Raw genomic sequence first — 20,602 nt, 5'->3', positions numbered from 1 at the left:
ATCGTCCAGCATGCCAGCGACCAACAAATTAGATCCATGTAGATTCAACTTGCCAGATCAATCCAGATGGATCAATCTTCCGATATTGGTTGGAGAGGTAATCATGATTGCACTAGGAGTTGACGTCGGCGGGACGTTCACAGACCTCATTCTTGCGGATTTGGCAAAGGGAGCCGTAACGATCCATAAGGTTCCGTCCACTCCTGCCAATCCAGCTGAAGGTGTCATTGCCGGCATCCAGGGCATCTGCGAGATTGCAGGCATCGTTCCCGAGGCAATTACCGCCGTGTTCCACGGCACGACCGTCGGAACCAATGCTATGCTGGTTCACGATGGCGCCATAACCAGCATGATCACCAACAAGGGCTTCCGCGATGTCCTTCACATCGGTCGACATCAGCGCCCGCAGCATTATTCGATCATGCAGGACCTGCCCTGGCAGAACCGGCCGCTGATCCATCGCCGCTTCCGCAAGACTGTGGAGGGCCGTCTGGACGCGCAGGGCGCTGAGCTTGTTCCGCTGGACGAAGAAGCCGTCGCACAGGCTGCCCGTGAACTGGGCGAAGCCGGCGTTGAGGCCGTCCTGATCGGCTTCCTGTTCTCCTACGTCAATCCGGCACACGAGCGCCGCGCGGCAGAGATCGTTCGGGAAATCCTGCCAGACGTATTCGTCACGACTTCGGCTGACGTTTCCCCGCAGTTCCGCGAGTTCGAGCGCTTCACCACGGCGGCCATGTCGGCCTTCATCGGACCGAAAGTGCGCCGCTACATCAGCAATCTCAGCGGGGAACTTGCGAAGCTCGGCATCACCGGCGAACTGCGCGTGATGACCTCCTCGGGTGGCCTTGCGACACCGGAGATGATTGCCGAACGCCCGGCGTCTACGCTGCTTTCCGGCCTCGTCGCGGGTGTCCGCGGTGGTGAATGGGTCGGCCAGCATGCCGGCATCGACAAGCTGGTGACGCTTGATATCGGCGGCACCAGCGCCGACATCGGCATCATCCGTGATGGTCGCCTGACGGAATCGGATGCGCGCAGCGCCCAGATCGCAGGCTTCCCCGTCATGCTGCCGATGATCGACATCCATACGATCGGCGCTGGCGGCGGCTCCATCGCCTATCTTGATCAGGGCAAGGCCTTCCGCGTTGGGCCGCAGTCTGCAGGCGCCGTTCCTGGCCCCGCTGCCTACCGTCGTGGCGGCACCGTGCCTACCGTGACCGACGCCAATGTGGTGCTCGGCCGCCTGGTGCCGGAACGCTTCCTTGGCGGACGCATGTCGCTTGATGCCGAGGCTTCGGCCCGTGTTATCGGTGAACTGGCCGAAAAGCTTGGCCGCACGCCGGAAGAAACCGCAGAAGGCGTACTCACCGTCCTCAACAGCAACATGGCCAATGCCATCCGCTCGAGGACGGTCCAGAAGGGTATCGATCCGCGCGAATTCACGCTGTCCGGCTTTGGCGGCGGTGGTCCGCTGCAGGCTGCCGAAACGGCTGCCATGCTCGGCATGACGAGCGTCCTGATCCCGCCCCATCCCGGCATCACCTCCGCCGTGGGTCTTCTGACGGCCGATCTCGAATATCACGCCCTGCGCACCGCCTTCGCAGTGAAGGGCGAGCTCGAGATCAGCAGGCTGCAGGCGCTCTATGACGACATGGAAGCCGAGCTTGGCGCGATCTTCGAGCGTGACAAGGTGCCTGCCGACCGGGTTCGTATGCTGCGCCAGGCTGACCTGCGCTACGTTGGCCAGGGTTACGAACTGAAGATTGACGTCCCCGATGGTCCTCTGTCGGAGGAGTCACTGGAGACCGTCTGGCGTGCGTTCCACGACCGTCACCGTGCCGAATACGGCCACGCGTTCGAGAGCAGCCCGATCGAGATCGTCACCGTAAAGGTGCGCGGCCTTGGCCTCGTCGACAAGCTTTCGGAGCCGCCGGTGTACGCGGTTTCCGGTGAACCGACCCAGGTTGGTTCCGGCCGGTGCGTCTTCCGCGTGGACGGAAACCTGCAGGCCTTCGAGACGCCGCACATCGAGCGGACGACGCTCCCGGTCGACGTCAAGTACAGCGGCCCGGCAATCCTGCTTCAGACTGATACGACGACCGTCGTTCCGCCAGGCTGGATCTATTGGGCGGATCGGTACGGCAACGTGCGCATGACGCGCGACAACTAAGGTTCAGGAGGCAAATCATGCAGACGCGCGTCGATCCTATCCTTGCGGCCGTTATTCACGGTGCGCTTGAGAACATCGCAGTCGAAATGGGCCACAAGCTCATGCGAATGAGCTACTCGAGCATCATTCGCGAAAGTGAAGACTTCGGCACGGCCCTGACGGACGCCACTGGCAGGCAGCTCTGCGAGTGCACCATGAGCACTCCGCTGCAGTCCGGCCCGATCCCGGGCTATATCGCCGGTATCCTTGGCGAACTGGAGAAGCGAGGAGACAAGGTCCAGCCGGGCGACGTCTTCATGCACAACGATCCCTATGGCGGCGCCTCCCATGGTCCGGACGTAGGCTTCGCGGTGCCGATCTTCCACAAGGGCGAGCTCGCCGGCTTCTCGGTGACGACCGCCCACCATCTCGACATCGGGGCACTCACCCCCGGCAGCTGCGGTATCGTGGACGCCGTGGACACCTACGCCGAAGGCCTGCAGTTTAAGGCGATCCGCGTCTATGACGCCGGCCGCAAGGTTGAACCGGTCTGGCAGATCCTGCGCAGCAACATCCGCATCGCCGATCTCGTCGTCGGTGACATGGAAGCGCAGATCGCGGCCGCCCGCATCGGTGCAGAGCGCTACTCGGCGCTGCTGGAGCAATATGGCCTCGAGACCGTCACGGGCGCTTACGAAGACCTGCTCGACTATTCCGAGCGTCTGATGCGCGATGCCATCTCCCGCATTCCGGATGGCCGCTACAACGCCCGAACCTTCATCGACGGATACCTCGATGATCCGGATCCGGCGCTCAAGGAACTGCCGATCGAGGTGACGCTGACCGTGTCGGGCTCCGACATTCACGTCGACCTGACCGGAACGGCCCCGCAGACCACCAACAAGCCGATCAACATGCCGCTCGTCGGCACCGTTGACTGCGCCGTGTGGCTGACGCTCCGTTCGATCCTGCTCGACAGCGATGTTTACGGAAATATTCCGCAGAACAGCGGCCTGACCCGCCCGATCACGATCCACGCGCCGAAGGGCTGCCTCGCCAATCCGATCTTCCCGGCCCCGGTCATCGCCCGTTTCTGTTCGGGCAATGCGGTCGCCGACACGGTAATGAAGGCGATTGCTCCGGCTGTGCCGAAGCAGGTCAGCGCCGGTATCGGCAACCTTCGCGTCATGGCCTTCAGTGGCGCTTCGGGCGGCAAGCCCTGGGTTCACATGGAGATCATGGAAGGCGCCTACGGCGGCCGCGCCGGCAAGGATGGCATGGACGCCGTCGACACGCTCTATGCAAACACCCGCAATAACCCGATCGAGGATATCGAGTCCCATCTTCCCCTGCGTGTCCTGCAGTACGAACTGCGCGAAGACGTGGCCGGCGCAGGCACCTGGCGCGGCGGTATCGGCTCCATCCGCTCGTTCGAACTGCTCGAAGATGGCGCGGTATCGGTTGAAGGCGACGGCCAGCGCTTCCGTCCATGGGGCTTCCTCGACGGTAAGGACGGCTCGCCTGCCAAGGTGGAACTGGCCCGTGCGAGTGGCGACGTGGTCAATCTGCCGTCGAAAATCCCCTACCGCCAGCTGGCGAAAGGCGACTGCATCACCGCCTACGGCCCCTGCGGCGGCGGTTATGGCGATCCCACCAAGCGTGACCCGAAACTGGTGCTGGACGATGTCCTGGACGAACTGATCACGCCTGAGACGGCACAGTCAGACTACGCAGTCGTCATAGCAGGCGGTGCGGTGGATGAGGCTGCAACACGGAGATTGCGCGGCGAAGCATAGGGGTCAGCCGCGCGAATAACAAAAAACGACTGGGAACTTTCGCGTAGAACCTGAGGAGAACTGGACATGATACGCGTTGCAAAGATTTTGGGTCTGGCATCGGCCCTCTCATTGGTGGCGTTCCTTCCCGCCACCGCTGACGAAGGCGTGGACAAGGCCAAGGAGAACCTCGCCAACTACTCCAAGATTCCGGACTTCGTGCCGGCCGGTGAACCCTTCGACGCCAAGGCCTGCATGGCCGGCAAGAAGATCTTCACCATCCCCGCTTCGAGCGCCATTCCGTTCATCAAGACCATCAGCGACCACAAGACCAAGCTGGCGCAGGAACTTGGTTTCGAGCACATGGAGTGGGAAAACCAGGGCAACCCGACGCAGTGGATCCAGGGCATGGATTATGCTGCCAACAACGGGTTCGGCCTCGTCAGCCTTCTTGCTGGTGCCGACCCGCGCTTCTTCGAGCCTCAGGTCATGCAGACCCAGGCCAAGGGCGTGAAGGTTGTCACCTCGCACCTGACCGGTCTTGAGCAGGATGCACCTGCCGGTGTCGATGCGGCTATCGCGATCGACTACCACAAGGCCGGTGAGTTGATGGCCGACTGGACCATCGCGCAGACCGACGGCAAGACGAACGCTCTCGTGCTCGTTTCCACGGAAGCGCTCTCCACCGATTCACTCGTTGCCGGCATCACCTATGCCTTCAAGGAGCACTGCCCGGACTGCAAGTATGAGATCGTGAACGTGCCAATCGTCGATTGGTCGACCAAGGTTCAGCCGACCGTGGCCGGTGCACTGCAGTCCAATCCGGACCTCAACTACGTCATCCCGATCTACGACAGCATGTCGACCTTCGTCACGCCGGCGATCGCCATCGCCGGACGTAGCGAACAGGTGAAGGTCGCGACCTTCAACGGTACACCCTTCGTCCTCGACATGATCCGTGCCGGCGATGTTGAGATCGACATCGGCGAGAACCTGGACTGGATCGCTCATGCAATGCTCGACGCCGAGATGCGGCTGCTGTGCGACATGGAAGCTGTCCGCGACTCCAAGGTACCCTTGCGCATCTTCACGGCCGAGAACATTGACGAAGTCGGCAACCCGGCCGACCCCGCAAAGGGCTACGGCGATGCCTATGTCGAAGGCTATCGCAAGCTCTGGAAGATCGCCGAATGACAAGCCAGGTTGTTCCGCGCCTGGAAATCCGGGGGCTGACCAAGACTTTCGGCGGGGTTCACGCGCTTTCGCGTGCGGATCTCGTCGTGATGCCCGGCGAAATCCACGGACTCCTGGGCAAGAACGGCTCTGGCAAATCTACGCTCATCAAGATCCTCTCCGGCTTTCACAAGCCGGATGAGGGAACCCTGCACATCGATGGGAAGCCGGTTGCGCTTCCCATCCCCCTCGGCCGCAGCGAGAAGATCGGCCTGGCCTTCGTTCATCAGAACCTTGGCCTGCTGCCTGACGCGACTGTTCTCGAAAACCTCATTCTTGGCGACGATGCGCGCAGCGGGCGCTGGTTCGTCAACTGGACGGCCGAAGCAGAACGCGCGCGGCGGCTGTTTGACCAGTACCACATCAAGCTCGACCCGATGGCCCAGGTGGCCGACCTGTCGCCCGTCAAGCGTGCGCAGCTAGCCATCGTCCGCGCCGCCGACCGGGTCAGCTCGCACTCCGATCAGGCCAGCCCCGGCGTGCTGATCCTGGACGAACCGACCCCGTTCCTGCCCATCGAGGACGTGCGCGAGCTGTTTTCCATGATGCGCCGCCTGCGCGACAGCGGCGTCAGCATCATCTTCGTCTCGCATGACATCGATGAGGTGAAGGAGATCACCGACCGGGCAACCGTGCTTCGCGACGGGCATGTCATCGGTACGTTCGAGAGCGCCAACACGGATCGGCGCGACATCGTCGCCGCCATTGTTGGGCGCGCGCTCACCCAGGAACGGCTTGTGGGAGACGTCAGCGGCCCATCGGCCCCGCTCCTCACGGTGATGGGTGCCAATGGCGGCACCGTCAGAGACCTCAGCTTCGACGTACGTCCCGGCGAGATCCTCGGCCTTACCGGCCTGATCGGCTCCGGCTACGACGAGGTTCCCAGCCTGCTCGCCGGCGCACAAAAGGCACTTTCCGGTCAGCTCAGGATCAACGGCGAGGTCTACGACCTTGCCAGGCTGCGCCCGAGCGACGCCATTGGCGCCGGCATTTCCTTCATTCCGGCAGACCGCCCCATCAAGGGTCTCGCGCTCGACATCAGCCTCACCGAAAACGCCATGCTCCCGCTCGCCGTCCGCGGCGAGGGACGTTTCCGCCTCGACCATGGCAAGCGGCAGCAGACGACGGCAGGCCTGATCGAGCGTTTCGTCGTGAAGGCCAACGCGCCGCAGCAGGCGGCGTCGGAGCTCTCCGGCGGCAATCAGCAAAAGCTCCTGCTGGCGAAGTGGCTGCAGCTCGGACCGAAGCTGATCCTGCTCGACGAACCGACACAGGGTATCGACGTCGGGGCCCGCCGTGAAATCTACGAGCGCCTGCTTGAAGCCTGCAGAAACGGCGCGGCCGTGATCTGCGCGACGTCCGAATTCGAGCAGCTTGAGCAGATCGCACACCGGGTGCTCGTCTTCGAGCGCGGCCGTGTCAAAGCACAGTTGCGCGGAAGCGAAGTCACGAAGTCCTCTATCGAGGCGTCCTGCTACGGCGAAACCAGAACACACGAACCGGCAGATGCTTAACCATGTCTAATTTGGGATCTTTATTGGAACGATACGGGCTTGTGATCGTGTGGGTCGCGGTAATTGCGATCTTCGGTTTCCTGCGGCCCGATACCTTTCTCACCTGGTCGAACTTCTCCAGCATCTTCGGTTCCGAAGCCGTGCTCGTGATTGTCACGCTCGGCCTCATCATCCCGCTGACGGCTGGCGACTTCGACCTCTCCATCGCCCAGACGCTGACGTTCGTGTCGATGCTGACCGCGATCCTGAGCGCCCGCATGGGCGTACCGCTCGGCTACATCATCCCGATCGTGCTGCTGGCGGGTGCAGCCGTCGGCCTCATCAATGGTGCGATCACACTCTATTTCCGCATCCACTCGCTCATCGTCACGCTGGGTGTCGGCACCTTCCTCCACGGTATCACGCTGTGGATGAGCGACAGCCAGACGATCAGCGGCGTGGCCCGCACGCTGATGCAGTATGTCATCATCAAGCGCATCTTCGGCATTCCGCTGAGCTTCTATTACGCAATCGTGCTTGCAGCGATCATCTGGTACGTCCTCTCCTACACGGCCTTTGGCCAGAAGCTGCTGTTCACCGGCCGTGGCCGTGAAGTTGGACGCCTTGCCGGCATCGCCGTTGGCCGCGTGCGCATGGCAGCCTTCTGTGCTTCCGGCGTGATGGGAGCCCTTGCCGGCATCCTCTATACGGGAACCACCGGTTCGGCGAACCCGACGTCCGGCACCACCCTTCTGCTGCCAGCCTTCGCCGCCGCCTTCCTCGGCGCAACCTGCATCAAGCCCGGCCGCTTCAATGCCTGGGGCTCGGTGATCGCAGTCTACTTCCTGGTGACCGGCATCAACGGCCTGTCGGTACTTGGCTTCCGAACCTTCGTCCACGACCTCTTCTACGGTGGCGCCCTCGTCGTAGCCGTCATGGTGTCCCAGCTGATCAACGGGCGCAAGGAAAGGGCACTGTAAATGGCGTATCCTGCAAACAAGGCACTGACGGTCAATGCAGACCGGCTGTGGGCCCGTCACATGGAGCTGGCGCGGATCGGCGCCATCGAGGAAACGGGTTCATGCCGCCTGGCCATGTCGGCGGAGGATGCGGAAGCCCGCGCCCTCTTCGCCCGCTGGTGCCGTGAGGCTGGCCTTGAGGTTCGCGTGGATGGCGCCGGAAACATGTTCTGCTTCCGCCCGGGCCTTGACCCGGAGCGCCTGCCGGTCGGTTCCGGCAGCCACCTCGACACGCAGCCCCATGGTGGACGTTTCGACGGCATTTCCGGCGTGCTGGCGGCGCTCGAGGTGATCGAGACCCTGAACGACGAAGGCATCCAGACCAATGCGCCGCTCGCGGTCATCAACTGGACCAACGAGGAGGGTGTACGTTATGCCCCCGCGCTGCTGGGTTCCGGTTGGTACACGGGCCTGATCGACGAGGAGGGCCTGGCAAAGGCCCATACGCCCGATGGCATCCTCTTCCGCGACGAAGCGAAGTCGCGCGGCTGGCTGGGCGAAGGCTCGGAGAAATTCCCGCTGGGCGCGTTCCTGGAACTGCACATCGAGCAGGGACCCATTCTTGAGCAGGAGCAGCTGCAGATCGGCGTCGTGAACACCGTGCAGGGCCTGCGCTGGCTCGATGTCGAGGTGACGGGGGCCGATGGCCACGCCGGCACCACGCCGCTGGACCAGCGGCAGGATGCGTTGCTGGCAAGCGCCCGTATGCTCGTCGCGCTGAACGAGATCGGCCGCAGCTACGGCCCGGCGGCGCGCGTCAGCGTTGGTCGCCTGAAGCCTGAGACGGACGGCCCGAGCACCATCGTCGGACGGACATCCTTCGTGGTCGATATCAGGCACCCGGACGCCGAAACGCTGGAGAAGCTGACGCAGGAGTGTGCGGCTGCCTGCGCCTCGGTCGGCGCGTCTTCCGGATGCGAAGTCGAATGTTCCCAGCGGATTTCGGTGCCGCCGACCGTCTTCGATGAAACCTGCGTTGCGGCGCTCGAACAGGCGGCGATCCAGCAGGGATATTCCTACCGCAAGATGGCCAGCGGCGCCCTGCACGACGCCGCAAATGTGGCCCGTGTCGTACCAACGGCAATGGTTTTTGTGCCCTGCAAGGATGGCATCAGCCACAACGTGCGGGAATACGCCTCGCCTGAAGATCTGGCCGCCGGCGCCAACGTCCTGCTGCACGCAATGCTCGAGCTGTCGAAGTAGACTGGCTGTCATACCCCGTCTACTTCGACCAGATATGACCATACCACCCTAGGGTACGGCCAATGACCCGCGCAGCGGCAGCCATGTCGGCGATGCTGGAACCCCGCCAGGCAACGTGGTGGTCGGGCCTAACCAGAAGTAGGGGTGCCTGATAAATCGAAACCAGTTCGGGCTCGTCGATCGTGAGCACCCGCAGCGGCACGCCGCGGATCCTTGCTGCCTCCTCGAAATAGCCGGCATGATCTGACGGGCCAAAGGAAATCAGCGTCAGCCACGGACCCAACCTGTCATAGAGCGCAGCACCATCCTTCAGGAAGATGCTTGGCAGGCGGGCCCCCGGCACGGTCGTCGGTTCGTATACGGCTGGATCGGTATTGATGGACGCGCCAGCTTCCGCGCAAACCACCGGCGACTCCGCATAGACGTAGCCGTGCTCTATGCCCCAGGCTTCATTTTCCAGGTTTCCAATGCGCTTCATCTCAGCCGACACGCGTCCGCGGGCTGCATCGCCCGATGGACCGTCTTCGAACAGTTCGGCTGTGTAAAGGGCGCCGATCTCCTTGCGAACATCGTTGTTGCGGCCCGAGGCTTCCAGGTTGCGCTTTCCGATCGGTCGACGCTCGGCATCATAGCTCTGCAAGATGGATTCTCCAGCAAAGCCATGAAGGACAGCGGCAAGTTTCCAGCTCAGATTGGTTGCATCACCAATTCCGGTGTTCATGCCATAGCCGCCGGTTGGAATGTATTGGTGCGCAGCATCGCCTGCGAGGAAGACACGACGCTTGGCGTAGCTGCGCGCCACAAGAAGATGCGGCGTCCACGGATTGGCCACCAGGATCTCTGCTTCGATATCCCGCCCGATGAACCGGCGAAGCAGTTCCTGCGGAGCCTCTTCAACCGTCTTCGTATCCGGAAACCGCGAATGCAGGGTCCAGACGTCCTCATCATTCTGGGCAATGAGGGTGCCGTAAACGGATTGATAGTGCCAGGCCACACCCCAGCGCATCAGGAGGTCTTTTTCGGGAGAGCGGAAATGCGTCATGAAGCGTTCCATGACGCGCGGCGAGCCTTCCAGGTCAATGCCCAGTTGCTGCCGTACCACGCTTCCGCCGCCATCACATCCGACCACATAGCGGCATTCGACGGTCGTCCGATTCTCCGTTCCAGTGTCACGGAGCACCACCGTCACACCGTTTTCCCGCTCCTCAAAGCGCTCGAAGGTGGTCGAGAAGCGCAGGTCAATCAGTGGGCTGCGTTCTGCGTGCATTCTCAGGACAGGCTCGATCACCACTTGTGAAACTCGCATCGGTGGCTCGAGCGGCATGGTGCCGTCGTTTTTCTCCAGGATACGCCGCCTCATCTCATCAACGGACGGGTACGCGAAACGGTGAAGCTCTTCGCCAACGAAATTTGTGATCCACGAGACATCAAAGGCGTGCGATGGCGGCACGGCGGCAGCCCGCAGACTCTCGGTGATGCCAATCGCGCGGAATAACTCCATGCTGCGCGAATTGGTGATGTCCATCTTCGGATGCCTGGTCGTTGACGGATTGCGCTCGACGACGAGGCAACGGATGCCGCGTCGTGCAAGATCAAGTGCAAGGGTCAGCCCAACAGGTCCGGCCCCGGCGATAACGACCGGTATTTTCATGATCACCCCCCTCATGATCTAACATACTAACATTTGTGTCAGGAGTTGTGAGCCCGGAAACTCGTTCATGGGAAGCCAGGTCGGCCGCAGCTAAGGCGCGGCCGCATGATGCCATTTCAACATGGGTCTTGGGTCACTGCACTGGCAACGATTCCCGCCAAAGCGGGTTTACCGATTGGAATGCATGGTTGGAATCGGGGTCAGGAACGCAATGCGGATGAAGTGGGTATTGAAAGGCGCGCTGGCTCTGTTTCTGTGCGCCGTCCTGTTTGTCGTTGTACTCAATCTGGTTCCGCACCGCCGCGATGTCCGACAACCAATCCCGCATGAATTCAGCGTTTCGGATCCTCAATTCCTCAGTACCATGGATGCGATTTTCGAGGGTTCGGTGACCTCAGGTCACAGCATCGATACGCTTCTCAACGGAGACGAAATCTTCCCTGCGATGTTGGAAGCGATTGCGGGCGCAAAAGACAACATCAACTTTCTGACCTACATCTACTGGTCAGGCGAAATCGCCGAACAATTTGCCGGCGCATTGGCGCAAAAGGCGCAGGAGGGCGTTGAGGTTCGGGTTCTGCTGGACTGGGCTGGCTCCATCCCTTTCGACGAAAGACTGGTCGACCAGATGGTCGCGAGCGGTGCGCGGGTGGAACGCTTTCGGCCGCTGAAATGGTACTCGATCGATCGCGTCAACAACCGCACGCACCGCAAACTGCTGATTGTCGATGGGGTACTCGGTTTTACTGGTGGTGTCGGGATCGGTGACGAATGGCTGGGCGATGCGCGTAATCCCAACGAGTGGCGTGACAACCACTACCGGGTAAAGGGGCCGGTCGTCTCGAAGATGCAGGCTGCATTCGCCCAGAACTGGCTCGAAGCAACCAATGAGGTGCTGCAAGGCATCCGCTTCTATCCGGTGCAAGACCAGGCTGGCGAGATATACGCGCAGCATGTTTCATCCTCGCCGACCGGCGGATCGCAGTCCATGCACCAGATGATGCTGATGGCCATTGCAGCAGCAGAGCAAAATATCCGCATCGGCATGGGATACTTCGCACCGGATGAGGTCTTGATCACGCAACTGCTCGACGCAAGAAGTCGGGGTGTGGAGATCGACGTTCTCATTCCGGGCGAGGAGATTGACGTGCCCATGGTGCGACGGGCCTCGCGTTACCAGTGGGGGCGCCTGCTCGAGGCCGGCATAAGGATCCATGAGTACCTGCCGACGAACTATCATACCAAACTGGTTATCGTGGACCAGCACTGGACCACCATCGGCTCGGCGAACTTCGATGAAAGATCCTTCCGGTTGAACGACGAAGCCAACCTGAACGTCTACGATCAAGCATTTGCACAACGTCAGATCCAGGACTTCAACCAGGACCTGTCCAGTGCACGCCAGGTGACGCTGGAAGCATGGAAGAACCGGCCCTGGACCATTAAGATCCAGGACTGGGCAGCAAATCTGCTCAAGACACAAATCTGAAGTCGAGCCACAGAACTAAAGATGGATCTCGTCGGCGTAGATCAGCCGCGTTTCGTAAGCAGGTCTCAGTAGCATGTCGTAAATACCGCTTGGAGGCGGATCGGCTTCGAGCCATTCCCATTCCTCGATTGCAACGCGCCACTCGCCTGGCTCACCGCCCGGCCGGACCACTGTGATCGTCTCACCGGCATCGAGTTCACCCACCCAGGCGACCTCATGCGCGTCGTGCGATCGCCCGCGCATTGTCAATTCTGTAACGGACCTCGTCTCCCAGCCCAGATCAGACTGGATCGCGGGATCGCGCTTCTGGAGCCGGGCAACCAGGCGCCGGTCTTTACGCACCGCCTCGGCGAACTGTGCGAGTGGGACGTCGCCCGAGGTGGTCTGAGCTCGCATACCCACTTGGCCACGCACGAGGACACGGACGTGGGATTCATCGGTACGGCTGACGCTGGCTATGCGTTCCGGCGGCAATTGCACAAAATCGCAACGCACGGGAGCGGACAGGTGACACCCTGCAATGCTTTCGGGTTGGTAGCGCGCGACCGCGAGCCGCACGAACGGCCAGAAGTGATTTCCGGGATTGATCGCGCAATCAACATACCAGAGTTCCCGCTCCTCGTTATAGATGGGTTGGTATCCCACGGCTGTAACGACAGGCGACCCAGGCAGCGCCGACAGCGGCAGGTTCACCGGCTGCGACGGCTGCGCTGCCTTTGTACGGTCATCGAACCCCGATATATGAAGCAGATCATCAAGCTGTAAAAGGGAGAGCTCGCGCTGATTGATCGGCGCACCCGCCCATAGTGGATCGCTGCCCCATTGGCTGACGAACGCAGATCCGGACGCAGCCCGGTCTCCGCTGCGTGCAAGCAATACAGCCAGCATCTCACCTTCGCCGCTCGAGTACCACGGACGCTGCAGATAGATGCGAACGCCGGCGCGCCGCTCATGGTGCCAGGCAAGGGGCTGCTCGGCTTCGTTTGCAGCGGACCATCGGAAGAGCGGAATGACGGAATGGATGAGCGGTGGGGCCGGTCGGGCAGAGGAAGGAATCGAAACCATGATTGCCGGTCCCACGACGCTCTGCCCGTCGTCGAGGGGCTGGTCTGGGACATCAGGCGCAGGTGGATCAGCCGGCGTGAGCAAACTGTCCGGGAAATATTCCCGGAAGCGCGTAGAGGCACGAAAGCGATACTGGACGAGACGGTGGCGCGTATCACCAAATTCGTGGAGGGAGCTATGAAAATCCACCGGCCCCACCCCCTCGAGATCGTGCTGCTGGTTTTGAAGCCACAGCAGGGCGATATCTTCGTAGGGCCGGATTGGCATCCGGTAGGCGGTCGTGGTGGCTGGCTGCTCCTGCCAGTGAGGCAGCGACAGGTCGTCTACGACATCCGTCCAGTCGGCCTCCAGGCTAAGGCTGTCGGTGCTACCGCCATGAACATCGACGGCCCCGATCAGCCAGGCGCTGGTAGAGCCTTCGGCTCTGATCGGTGTCAGCTTGATGCATCTCGGCGCTTCCACAGGCCGATCGACCGCATGGACCAGCATCACCTCCTCGAATGGCGTCAGACCCCATAGCAGCCCATCAGCCGCGGCCTCGGCAACCCCGTCCGCAGCACGCACTCCTTCGGGCAGGCTGCGCCACGGGCCCAACAGGTTCAGCCCCTCCTTCGTTACGCTGCTGGCAAGGCGGAACCGCTGGATGTCCCCGGGCGGCAGCATAATTGAAAGCGTTCGTTCCGAAAGATCGGCGGCGAGTCTGTCGGCGCCCTTCAAAACAAGCCGGAATGGCTCGATCTCCGGCCAGTCGCCAGGATAAGCCGCCGTGAAGACTTCAGCGCCGAAGGGAAACGGGATGATCCCGGGCTTGCCCGCATCGTGGAACGCAATCGAGATCCCCCGGGCGAGCGGATCAGGCAGATACGGCAACCCAAGCTCGTCTACGTCGTGTATCACCGTCTGCCCAGGGGCGAGCGGTTCGCCCGGCGCAAGCGGGAGCACCTTGAGCTCGGTGGTCGGTTGTCCGACATGCACGATGGCTATACCCGGTTGCGCGATGCGGTTAGGCGGGTTGTCGATATCGGCACGGTCGATGTCCTGGAAAGTGCCGTTCTCACGCAGAGCCCAACCCAGCATCTTGCGGTGGTCGGCCGGGTCGGAGGAACCTATGGCGGCATCGAACTTGCCGTGCAACTCAGCCTGTATCTGGCTTATCTTGGGCGGCGCAAGATGGCGCTCACAGGTGCCATGGTAACCCGCTGCGGTCAGCTTTTCATTCGCCGCAGCCGCAAATTGATCGGGATCGGCCAGTTTGATGTCGAGCGTTGCCGGGTCCTGTGTCACGCCTGAACGTATGACGAGGACGCGGAGAGACTCGCCTTCCATATATCTGCGACGAGGAACCAACGCGGGGCTGGAGACTGGCTCCCAGCGCAGGAAAGGCGTTGGCCTGGTCACCGTTCGACTGAAACGGATCTGGATCTCCTCTGCGTCCCCGGCGGTCAGATCCGCGGCATGTGCGGCCAGAACACGGGCAAGAGCATCGGACTCCTCTTTGTCGGGCGCTGACCACAGCGGCTGCGTACGATCGCTGACAATGGTGGCGACCTTCTCGTTCAGCGCATCGCGGATCGAGAATGATGGCCGCCGCACCTGCCTGCTTCCAAGTCGTCGTTGGCGCAATTGGTCGAGGATCTCGTGACCGGCCTCCCCGACCTCCCCCAGAATGCTTTCCGGATCTTCCGAGGCAGCCGCAGGCATCTCATCGCGACGGGCGATCGACGCTGCGATCGCAGTGCGCAGTACAGGAGTGTCCAACAAACTGAAGGGGGCTGAAGTCCCCTGTCCTGCACCGGGTATCAGCACAGGGGGAACTGGCAACAACGGGGTGTGGCCCATACTGTGCGGGCGGCTGTTGCCTGCAAGGTCCACGCCCCATGCGCGGAAGCTGTAGGAGCGTCCGTAGCGCAGTCTTGGCAGTGTTCCCGGCGCAACTTCCGACGCAAAATGTACAGGATGGACCAGACGCTCCGGACTTTCGGGCTCATCCGGCTCGACAATCTCCTCACCATTCAGATGCCTGATGCGATTGCCCGGCCGGCGCGCCGACAGGCTCCAACCCTCCCAGCCGAACAGCGCCTCATGGATATGTATTGGCGCTTTCGCTACGCCCGGCGTCTCATGAGCGGCCGTTCCCTGGATGAAGCCCTGCTCGCCGATCGCGGAATAGACGTCGCCGGAGCCTGAGACCGATGCGCTGGCTAAACGTTGGTGCAGGGATGCCCAACGTCCACTGTGATCGTCCCACACCTCGACGCGGAATCCACGCATCACATCCTCTGCCGCGAGAACCTGGACGCTGCCGACGGCAAGGCCGGCTTCCAGTTGCTGCTGGCGTGCAAGGCGGTGCTGGATGGCGACGCCCTGGCTTGCAGCCGCAATCGTGAATCCCGGGGACCGGAGGGACGGCGTAGCGGCGTTCACCGGATCCTGGTTCGCTTCGGAGAACAGGAGGTTCGGAAGCGTCCAGATGAAACGTTCTACCTTGAGCGCGCTGCCATCAGCGTCGATAGGCAGGACCGAGAAACGCTTTTCATCTCCCAGGGTGAGTGCGCCGTCCTGCCAATCGCTACCGGTTGGAGCGGCGACGAGGTCATCCCCCGCGCGTGAGCAAGCAAGACGGGTCGTCCGGCATGCATCGGCATTGCCTTGGATATCCAGACGCGCGGAGAGCCAGCGTGAATCCGCCATGCGCGCCGGATCGTCCACGATGAGATCGATGACAAGACCCAGCCTGCGAAGCATTGCGGGATGGTCGCCAAGAAAGGCACAGCGTTCGTGAAATTCTGACTCCGGCAGGTCGGGCCTTGGTGGTTGCGCCTCCGGGTCGGGTCGCGCCCTGTAGGGCTCCTGCGATTCCGGACGCTCGTAAAAGCGGCGGCAGCGATGGAGTTCGAGCGCCAGCTTGTGCATCCAGTCGACTTCGCCCGCCACCATCCGCTCGATCACGGCGAGAGATTCGCCCGATTCAACGATGCCGTCCAGAAGCTGCGTCATCCGGCGAGCGTCGAACTTGCGTCGGCTTCGCTCGCCGCGACCCGTGCCGGTGAGGAATTCGTGCTGCACAGCATAGCGCATCAGCAGGTCGGACAGCGGGTGGGCTGCAGGTGCCGGCGGGTCGGCCGGGCTTGCCAGCATGGTTGCAATGTGGATGCCGCGGGCGATGTCCATGACGGTGCGGGCGGAGAAGCTGCGCCAATGCCGGTCCTCCCACCGTGGAACCTGCTGCGAGCGAACCGCCAGATCGGCCGGAAACACAGCGCGCCACAAATCGGGATCGACAGGATCAAGGAGTGGCGAGCAGGCTATGGGACCGTTCTGATCGCTGAGCGTAATGCTGATCTCGCTTCGGACATGCTGCGCCCAGTCGCGAAATAGCGGCCAGTCGCCAAGCAGGGTGGTTCCTCCTGCCTGGATGGTCGGCGCCACAAACAGCGAAACATGGAACGACGCTGAAGCACGCAAGGTGTAGGGCAGCGCACAAAGAATGAAATATTCCTGTTCCATCCGTCATTCCCCTGCAAACGCGCTGCAATAGAGGGACCATGGAAGGGAAGTGCCGGTTGCGGCATCCATCACCTCCAGGAAGGAGGGGTCGCCATTCGAGCCAGCGAAGCTGCGCTCGGTCTCCAGATGAACTGACTTGGAGATTCCCATCACGGAAACATTGACGGTGATGCTGGCGCGCCCAACCATCTTGCCGCTGTCGAAGTTGTACATGAGCTCCATGTAAAGCTCGATCCCGGTAGAGATGAGCCCCAGCACGTCAACTTCGCCGCGCAGGCGAAAGTAGCCTGCGATCGAGCCGGCTTCGGACTCCAGTCGGATGTAGATGCCGAGCAATGCGCCGACCGACCCGGACGCCACACCAAAGTTCACGGCAATACAGGCTCCGGCCTCGAGGCCCACTTCCAGCACGTCGACCCCTTCGGCCGAGATGCGGATACCGCACCAGCCGCCGCCACCCAGAAATGCGACGGCAATCGTGAACGGACGCTCACGCGTGCAGAAGTTGAAGCCGACCGTGACCACCTCGCCAAGGAATGGGACCCTGACGTCAGCACCGAGCGACATGTTGGTGATGCTGAACAGGCCCATGGCGATGTCAGGCAGAGCAACGCTGAAGCCGGCGGTCAGACCCTCAGGCGTGACCGCGATGTTTGGCGGATCGGAGAACCCGTCGAGCGGGATCAGTTCCTTGATGTCTTCAACAAAACACAGGACGCCGCGAAATTCGATGTCGGCAATCACGATGTCGACCAATGGTTTGCCGGTATCGCCGCTTTTAAAGGAAAAATGATCGAAGGCGATGATGATCAGCTCGGCGTTGGGGAACAGGTGCAGTTTGAAATCGCTGAGTTCCGCCAGCACTTCCATGCCTGCTTTGCCGTCAAAGCCTGCACGTGCCTGGATGGCGAAGGAAAGGCTGTCCGGCCTCACCTCGATCAACGGTTGGGCCGGCATGGGCGGCCAGTTCCCAATCTTTGGCGTCCATTCGAAACGGATGCGCGCGAGCGTGCCGGTTTCAGCCATGCCGTTCACGTAGCGATAGATATCCTCCACCAGGTCTGCCGTTTCGAGGATTGCGGTGCGCAGCAGCTGCCCTGTCGCCCGCAGCACATGGCCGATGAAGGGGGGAAGCTTGTCGGCCAGCGCGTCGAACTCGGCGATGGCATCCTCAAGCTCACTCTTGAACGCCTCGTAGATTGTCGCGACCTGCGGGCCAGACTTGCCGCTGTTTTGTATCTGCGACATGAGCTCCGGGAGCTTCGCCGCCGCCTCGTCAAAGATGCCCTTGGCATCATTGGCTGCTGCGATTGCCGCCTGTGCCTGCTGTGCCCATTCGTCAGGCCGCCCGGCCGCACGGGCTGCCATCCTTCCGGCCTCTTCGATCGCATCGCCAAGCGCCTTTCCGGCACGGGAGATGTTGTCGATGAGCGCTTCCGTCCGACTCAGCACTTCGGAGATGAGCTGCGGGATCTTTTCGAGGTCGCTGTCCACGCTGAGGGAAAGCTCATCGAGCGGGATAAGCCCGAACAGCTTTGGCGCAGCATTCTCGAAAAATGGCTGTGGCGCGAACTCCAGCTTGGCCATTTCGTTCAATTCGCCGACCACGCCAGTCAGCCGGGACAGACCGCGCACGGGCAGATCAGGTGTGAGAAATCCGCCGCTCTTGTCGCTTCCGCTCGGCGCGCCTGCTCCGAACTGTATCTGCGGCAACGCAATCGAGGGATCGCTGGAGTTTTCCGGCGTTTGCTCGCCAGCGACAAGGACACGCGCCCAGATCTCGCCCTTGTTGGCAACAGCGCCGAAACCCTTCGCCTTGTACAAGGAATGATAGGCAATGGGAACGGAGCCGATCCGAGACAGCCGCTCGAGCGCCGCAATTTTAATGTTGGCGCTGCTCATGGACGGCTGTGAGGTGGCCGTGCCAGCCTTTACCGTGAACCGCAGCGTTTCAGTTTCGAACGCGGTGTCGCTGTTGGCCCGCGATGGGACGAAGGCGATGCGCTGACCATACGCTGACGCCGAGCGCCACGGATTGCCATTGTAGGCGGCTTCAACAGCCGCATGATCCCCGAATGCGGCCGAAACCCACATCTGATGGACCTGCAGCCTGCTCCTTTGGCCATCATGATCGAGTGCCTCGACGGTAAAGGCGACTGGCTGGCCGCCGACCTTTGGCCAGAAGAATTCCGAGAGGCGGTCGCCCGGCGCACCGCTGGGCTCGTCGATCGCTATCACCTGAGGGCCGACAATCAGCTCCCGGAACGGAAAGTTGCGGGTATCCGGATAGACACGGCGGCGCTCGCCGATGACGAGAAACAGTTGCTGATAGAGTGACGCGACCGACGGGCTGGCGTCCTTCATCTTGCGCTCAGTCACCTTGACGATGGTCGCCTGGTGCCCGAATGAGCAGAGATAACCTGGGTAGACGACCCGCACATATTGATCGCGGCCCATCGGCGCGACATGGTCCCAGGACAGGATCGAAGGGATATGCGCGCTGCTATAGGGTTTTGCCGACCAGGCGCCGTGCAGGTCGAGCCAGGCGCCGAGACTGGAAAGCCATAGCGAGTGTGCCGCCACCGGCGACGGCGTGATTGACTCCCGCGTACCAGCAAGCGTCTCTGACGTTTGCCGCACGATCATGTTCCGGTCGGCCGGGTCCAAAGACATCCGGAACGGATCGTCATTCCCATGCGCCGGAATGGAGGATCGCGGATCCTTCCAGGCGGCGTTATGGGGATAGTCGCGATCGCGCGTCCAGATCGCCCGGACGATCCGCCGGTCACTGGGTGTTTCATCGACGATCTCACGCCCGTCGTGACCAGTAGCAACGCGCCCCAATCTGCTATGCCACAGTTCGATATGACCCGGCGCCCGGGCAGATCCCACGGGCGCGACTGCGTGACCCCAGCGAGCTTCGTTGTCGGGCGAGATGATCAGCCGGTAGGGCGCCTCGATGGCCGTCTCCTCGGCAAGCGGCGGCGAACTGAGTTGCTGCCTTCGCCGTAACCCTCCAACGATTGGAGAAACAGGCAAAGCACCCAGGATCGAGTGGGCCGCGAACAGACGGCCTCCGATCCTGACGTCGCTGAAAACAGTGTCTGGCGGATCAACGCCGCGCGCAAGGTTCACTGCACGCGATGCAAGGAACGCCCGCGCCCGGCGGGCGGTGAGGGCGTCCTGCTGGAACATGGCGAGGCCGGAAGTCTCTACGGTTAACTGATCCCGCTCTCGCGCCGATGGCTTTCTCAGAACGACATCATTGCCGATGAATTCCGCGATCAACCCTCCAGGAATACGGATAAGCGGATCCGGTCGGGTGGATGGCGAGGTGAGAGCACCGGTCAGGCCCGAACCTGCGGGAAGGGCTGTTCCCGGTTGGGCAAGCTTGTGGACAACAGGCTGGAGGCGACCAATCGCCTCCAGCAGACCCTCGGTCGTGAAGCTGATGGAATCTTCGGGCGGGATTTCAAATACAAGTCTGCTGCCGTGTGCTGCGCGCGCCCTGATCGGCGGGTTCGGCCGCGCAACAGGATTGTTAAGCACCGGCGAAGTATCATCGACAGGCTCATGCGTAATCTCGTCGGGGACGGGCATCAGGCGTCCGGATGGACGCTCGTAGATCGCCTCTTCCGCGACATGTTGAAAAGGAAACCGGACGATCAGGCGGGCATTCGCACCTTCGAGGGGCGCCAGTCGGCCCTGCTCCCTATCGGTTATCAGGATGCACCCCTGAACCTCGATGGCGAGGTTTACGAGATCCCACGGGCGGATGAGGTCAATGAATATCGAGGTGTCCGCTGATGCGGCGCTCTCGCCGCTGAGCAACCTCAGCCCGCTGGCGAACCGAAGCTGGCCGATCTCAAGCGTGCGTTGCTTGCGGACAGGTCGCCTCGTCACATCTGCAGCCTCCATTGACGCCACATGCACCACGCGCGAAGGCTGACCAACCGAGGCCATGGCCATCTGGCGCGCGGCAAGATATTGCACGGGCTGGGAAGATCCCAGTCAGCTA

Annotated in this window: 10 protein-coding genes; 7 read left to right on the top strand and 3 right to left on the bottom strand. The window is 61.9% G+C overall.

The features are described 5' to 3' along the window. Positions 1–103: 103 nt before the first annotated feature. The 6 genes from IEX27_RS11270 (at position 104) to IEX27_RS11245 (ending at position 8,872) form a co-directional block, all read left to right on the top strand. Positions 104–2,170, top strand: coding sequence for a hydantoinase/oxoprolinase family protein (locus IEX27_RS11270; RefSeq protein ID WP_188721153.1), 2,067 nt, complete (start codon positions 104–106; stop codon positions 2,168–2,170). Between the two features lie 17 nt (positions 2,171–2,187). Continuing rightward, positions 2,188–3,945 (top strand): hydantoinase B/oxoprolinase family protein, encoded by a 1,758-nt coding sequence (locus IEX27_RS11265; RefSeq protein ID WP_188721152.1) that lies wholly within the window; start codon positions 2,188–2,190, stop codon positions 3,943–3,945. 66 nt (positions 3,946–4,011) lie between these two features. Beyond that, the gene (locus tag IEX27_RS11260; protein WP_188721151.1) at positions 4,012–5,118 is read left to right on the top strand and encodes a sugar ABC transporter substrate-binding protein; all 1,107 of its coding nucleotides are present in this window, start codon (positions 4,012–4,014) and stop codon (positions 5,116–5,118) included. Further along, positions 5,115–6,671, top strand: a complete 1,557-nt coding sequence (locus IEX27_RS11255) for a sugar ABC transporter ATP-binding protein (RefSeq protein ID WP_188721150.1) — start codon at positions 5,115–5,117, stop codon at positions 6,669–6,671. Before IEX27_RS11260 ends, IEX27_RS11255 begins: the two co-directional genes overlap by 4 nt. Before the next feature lie 23 nt (positions 6,672–6,694). Continuing rightward, on the top strand, positions 6,695–7,630 hold the full coding sequence (locus IEX27_RS11250) for an ABC transporter permease (RefSeq protein WP_244630330.1): 936 nt from the start codon (positions 6,695–6,697) through the stop codon (positions 7,628–7,630). Continuing rightward, positions 7,631–8,872 (top strand): M20 family metallo-hydrolase, encoded by a 1,242-nt coding sequence (locus tag IEX27_RS11245; RefSeq protein ID WP_188721148.1) that lies wholly within the window; start codon positions 7,631–7,633, stop codon positions 8,870–8,872. Between the two features lie 19 nt (positions 8,873–8,891). Here the strand turns inward: IEX27_RS11245 and IEX27_RS11240 are convergent, their stop codons facing one another. Then, the gene (locus IEX27_RS11240) at positions 8,892–10,523 is read right to left on the bottom strand and encodes an FAD-dependent monooxygenase (protein ID WP_210315527.1); all 1,632 of its coding nucleotides are present in this window, start codon (positions 10,521–10,523) and stop codon (positions 8,892–8,894) included. A 217-nt stretch (positions 10,524–10,740) separates the two neighbouring features. On the opposite strand from IEX27_RS11240, the gene IEX27_RS11235 reads away from it, so the two are divergent. Continuing rightward, the gene (locus IEX27_RS11235) at positions 10,741–12,012 is read left to right on the top strand and encodes a phospholipase D-like domain-containing protein (protein ID WP_188721147.1); all 1,272 of its coding nucleotides are present in this window, start codon (positions 10,741–10,743) and stop codon (positions 12,010–12,012) included. A 15-nt stretch (positions 12,013–12,027) separates the two neighbouring features. On the opposite strand, the gene IEX27_RS11230 is transcribed toward IEX27_RS11235, so the two are convergent. Next, positions 12,028–16,584, bottom strand: a complete 4,557-nt coding sequence (locus IEX27_RS11230) for a hypothetical protein (RefSeq protein ID WP_188721146.1) — start codon at positions 16,582–16,584, stop codon at positions 12,028–12,030. A gap of 3 nt (positions 16,585–16,587) precedes the next feature. Further along, positions 16,588–20,577, bottom strand: coding sequence for a hypothetical protein (locus IEX27_RS11225; protein WP_188721145.1), 3,990 nt, complete (start codon positions 20,575–20,577; stop codon positions 16,588–16,590). Positions 20,578–20,602 lie beyond the last annotated feature (25 nt).

This window comes from Nitratireductor aestuarii, from assembly GCF_014641695.1.
GTDB classification, from domain to species: Bacteria; Pseudomonadota; Alphaproteobacteria; order Rhizobiales; family Rhizobiaceae; genus Chelativorans; species Chelativorans aestuarii.
This window is presented reverse-complemented; position numbering and strand designations above follow the sequence as displayed.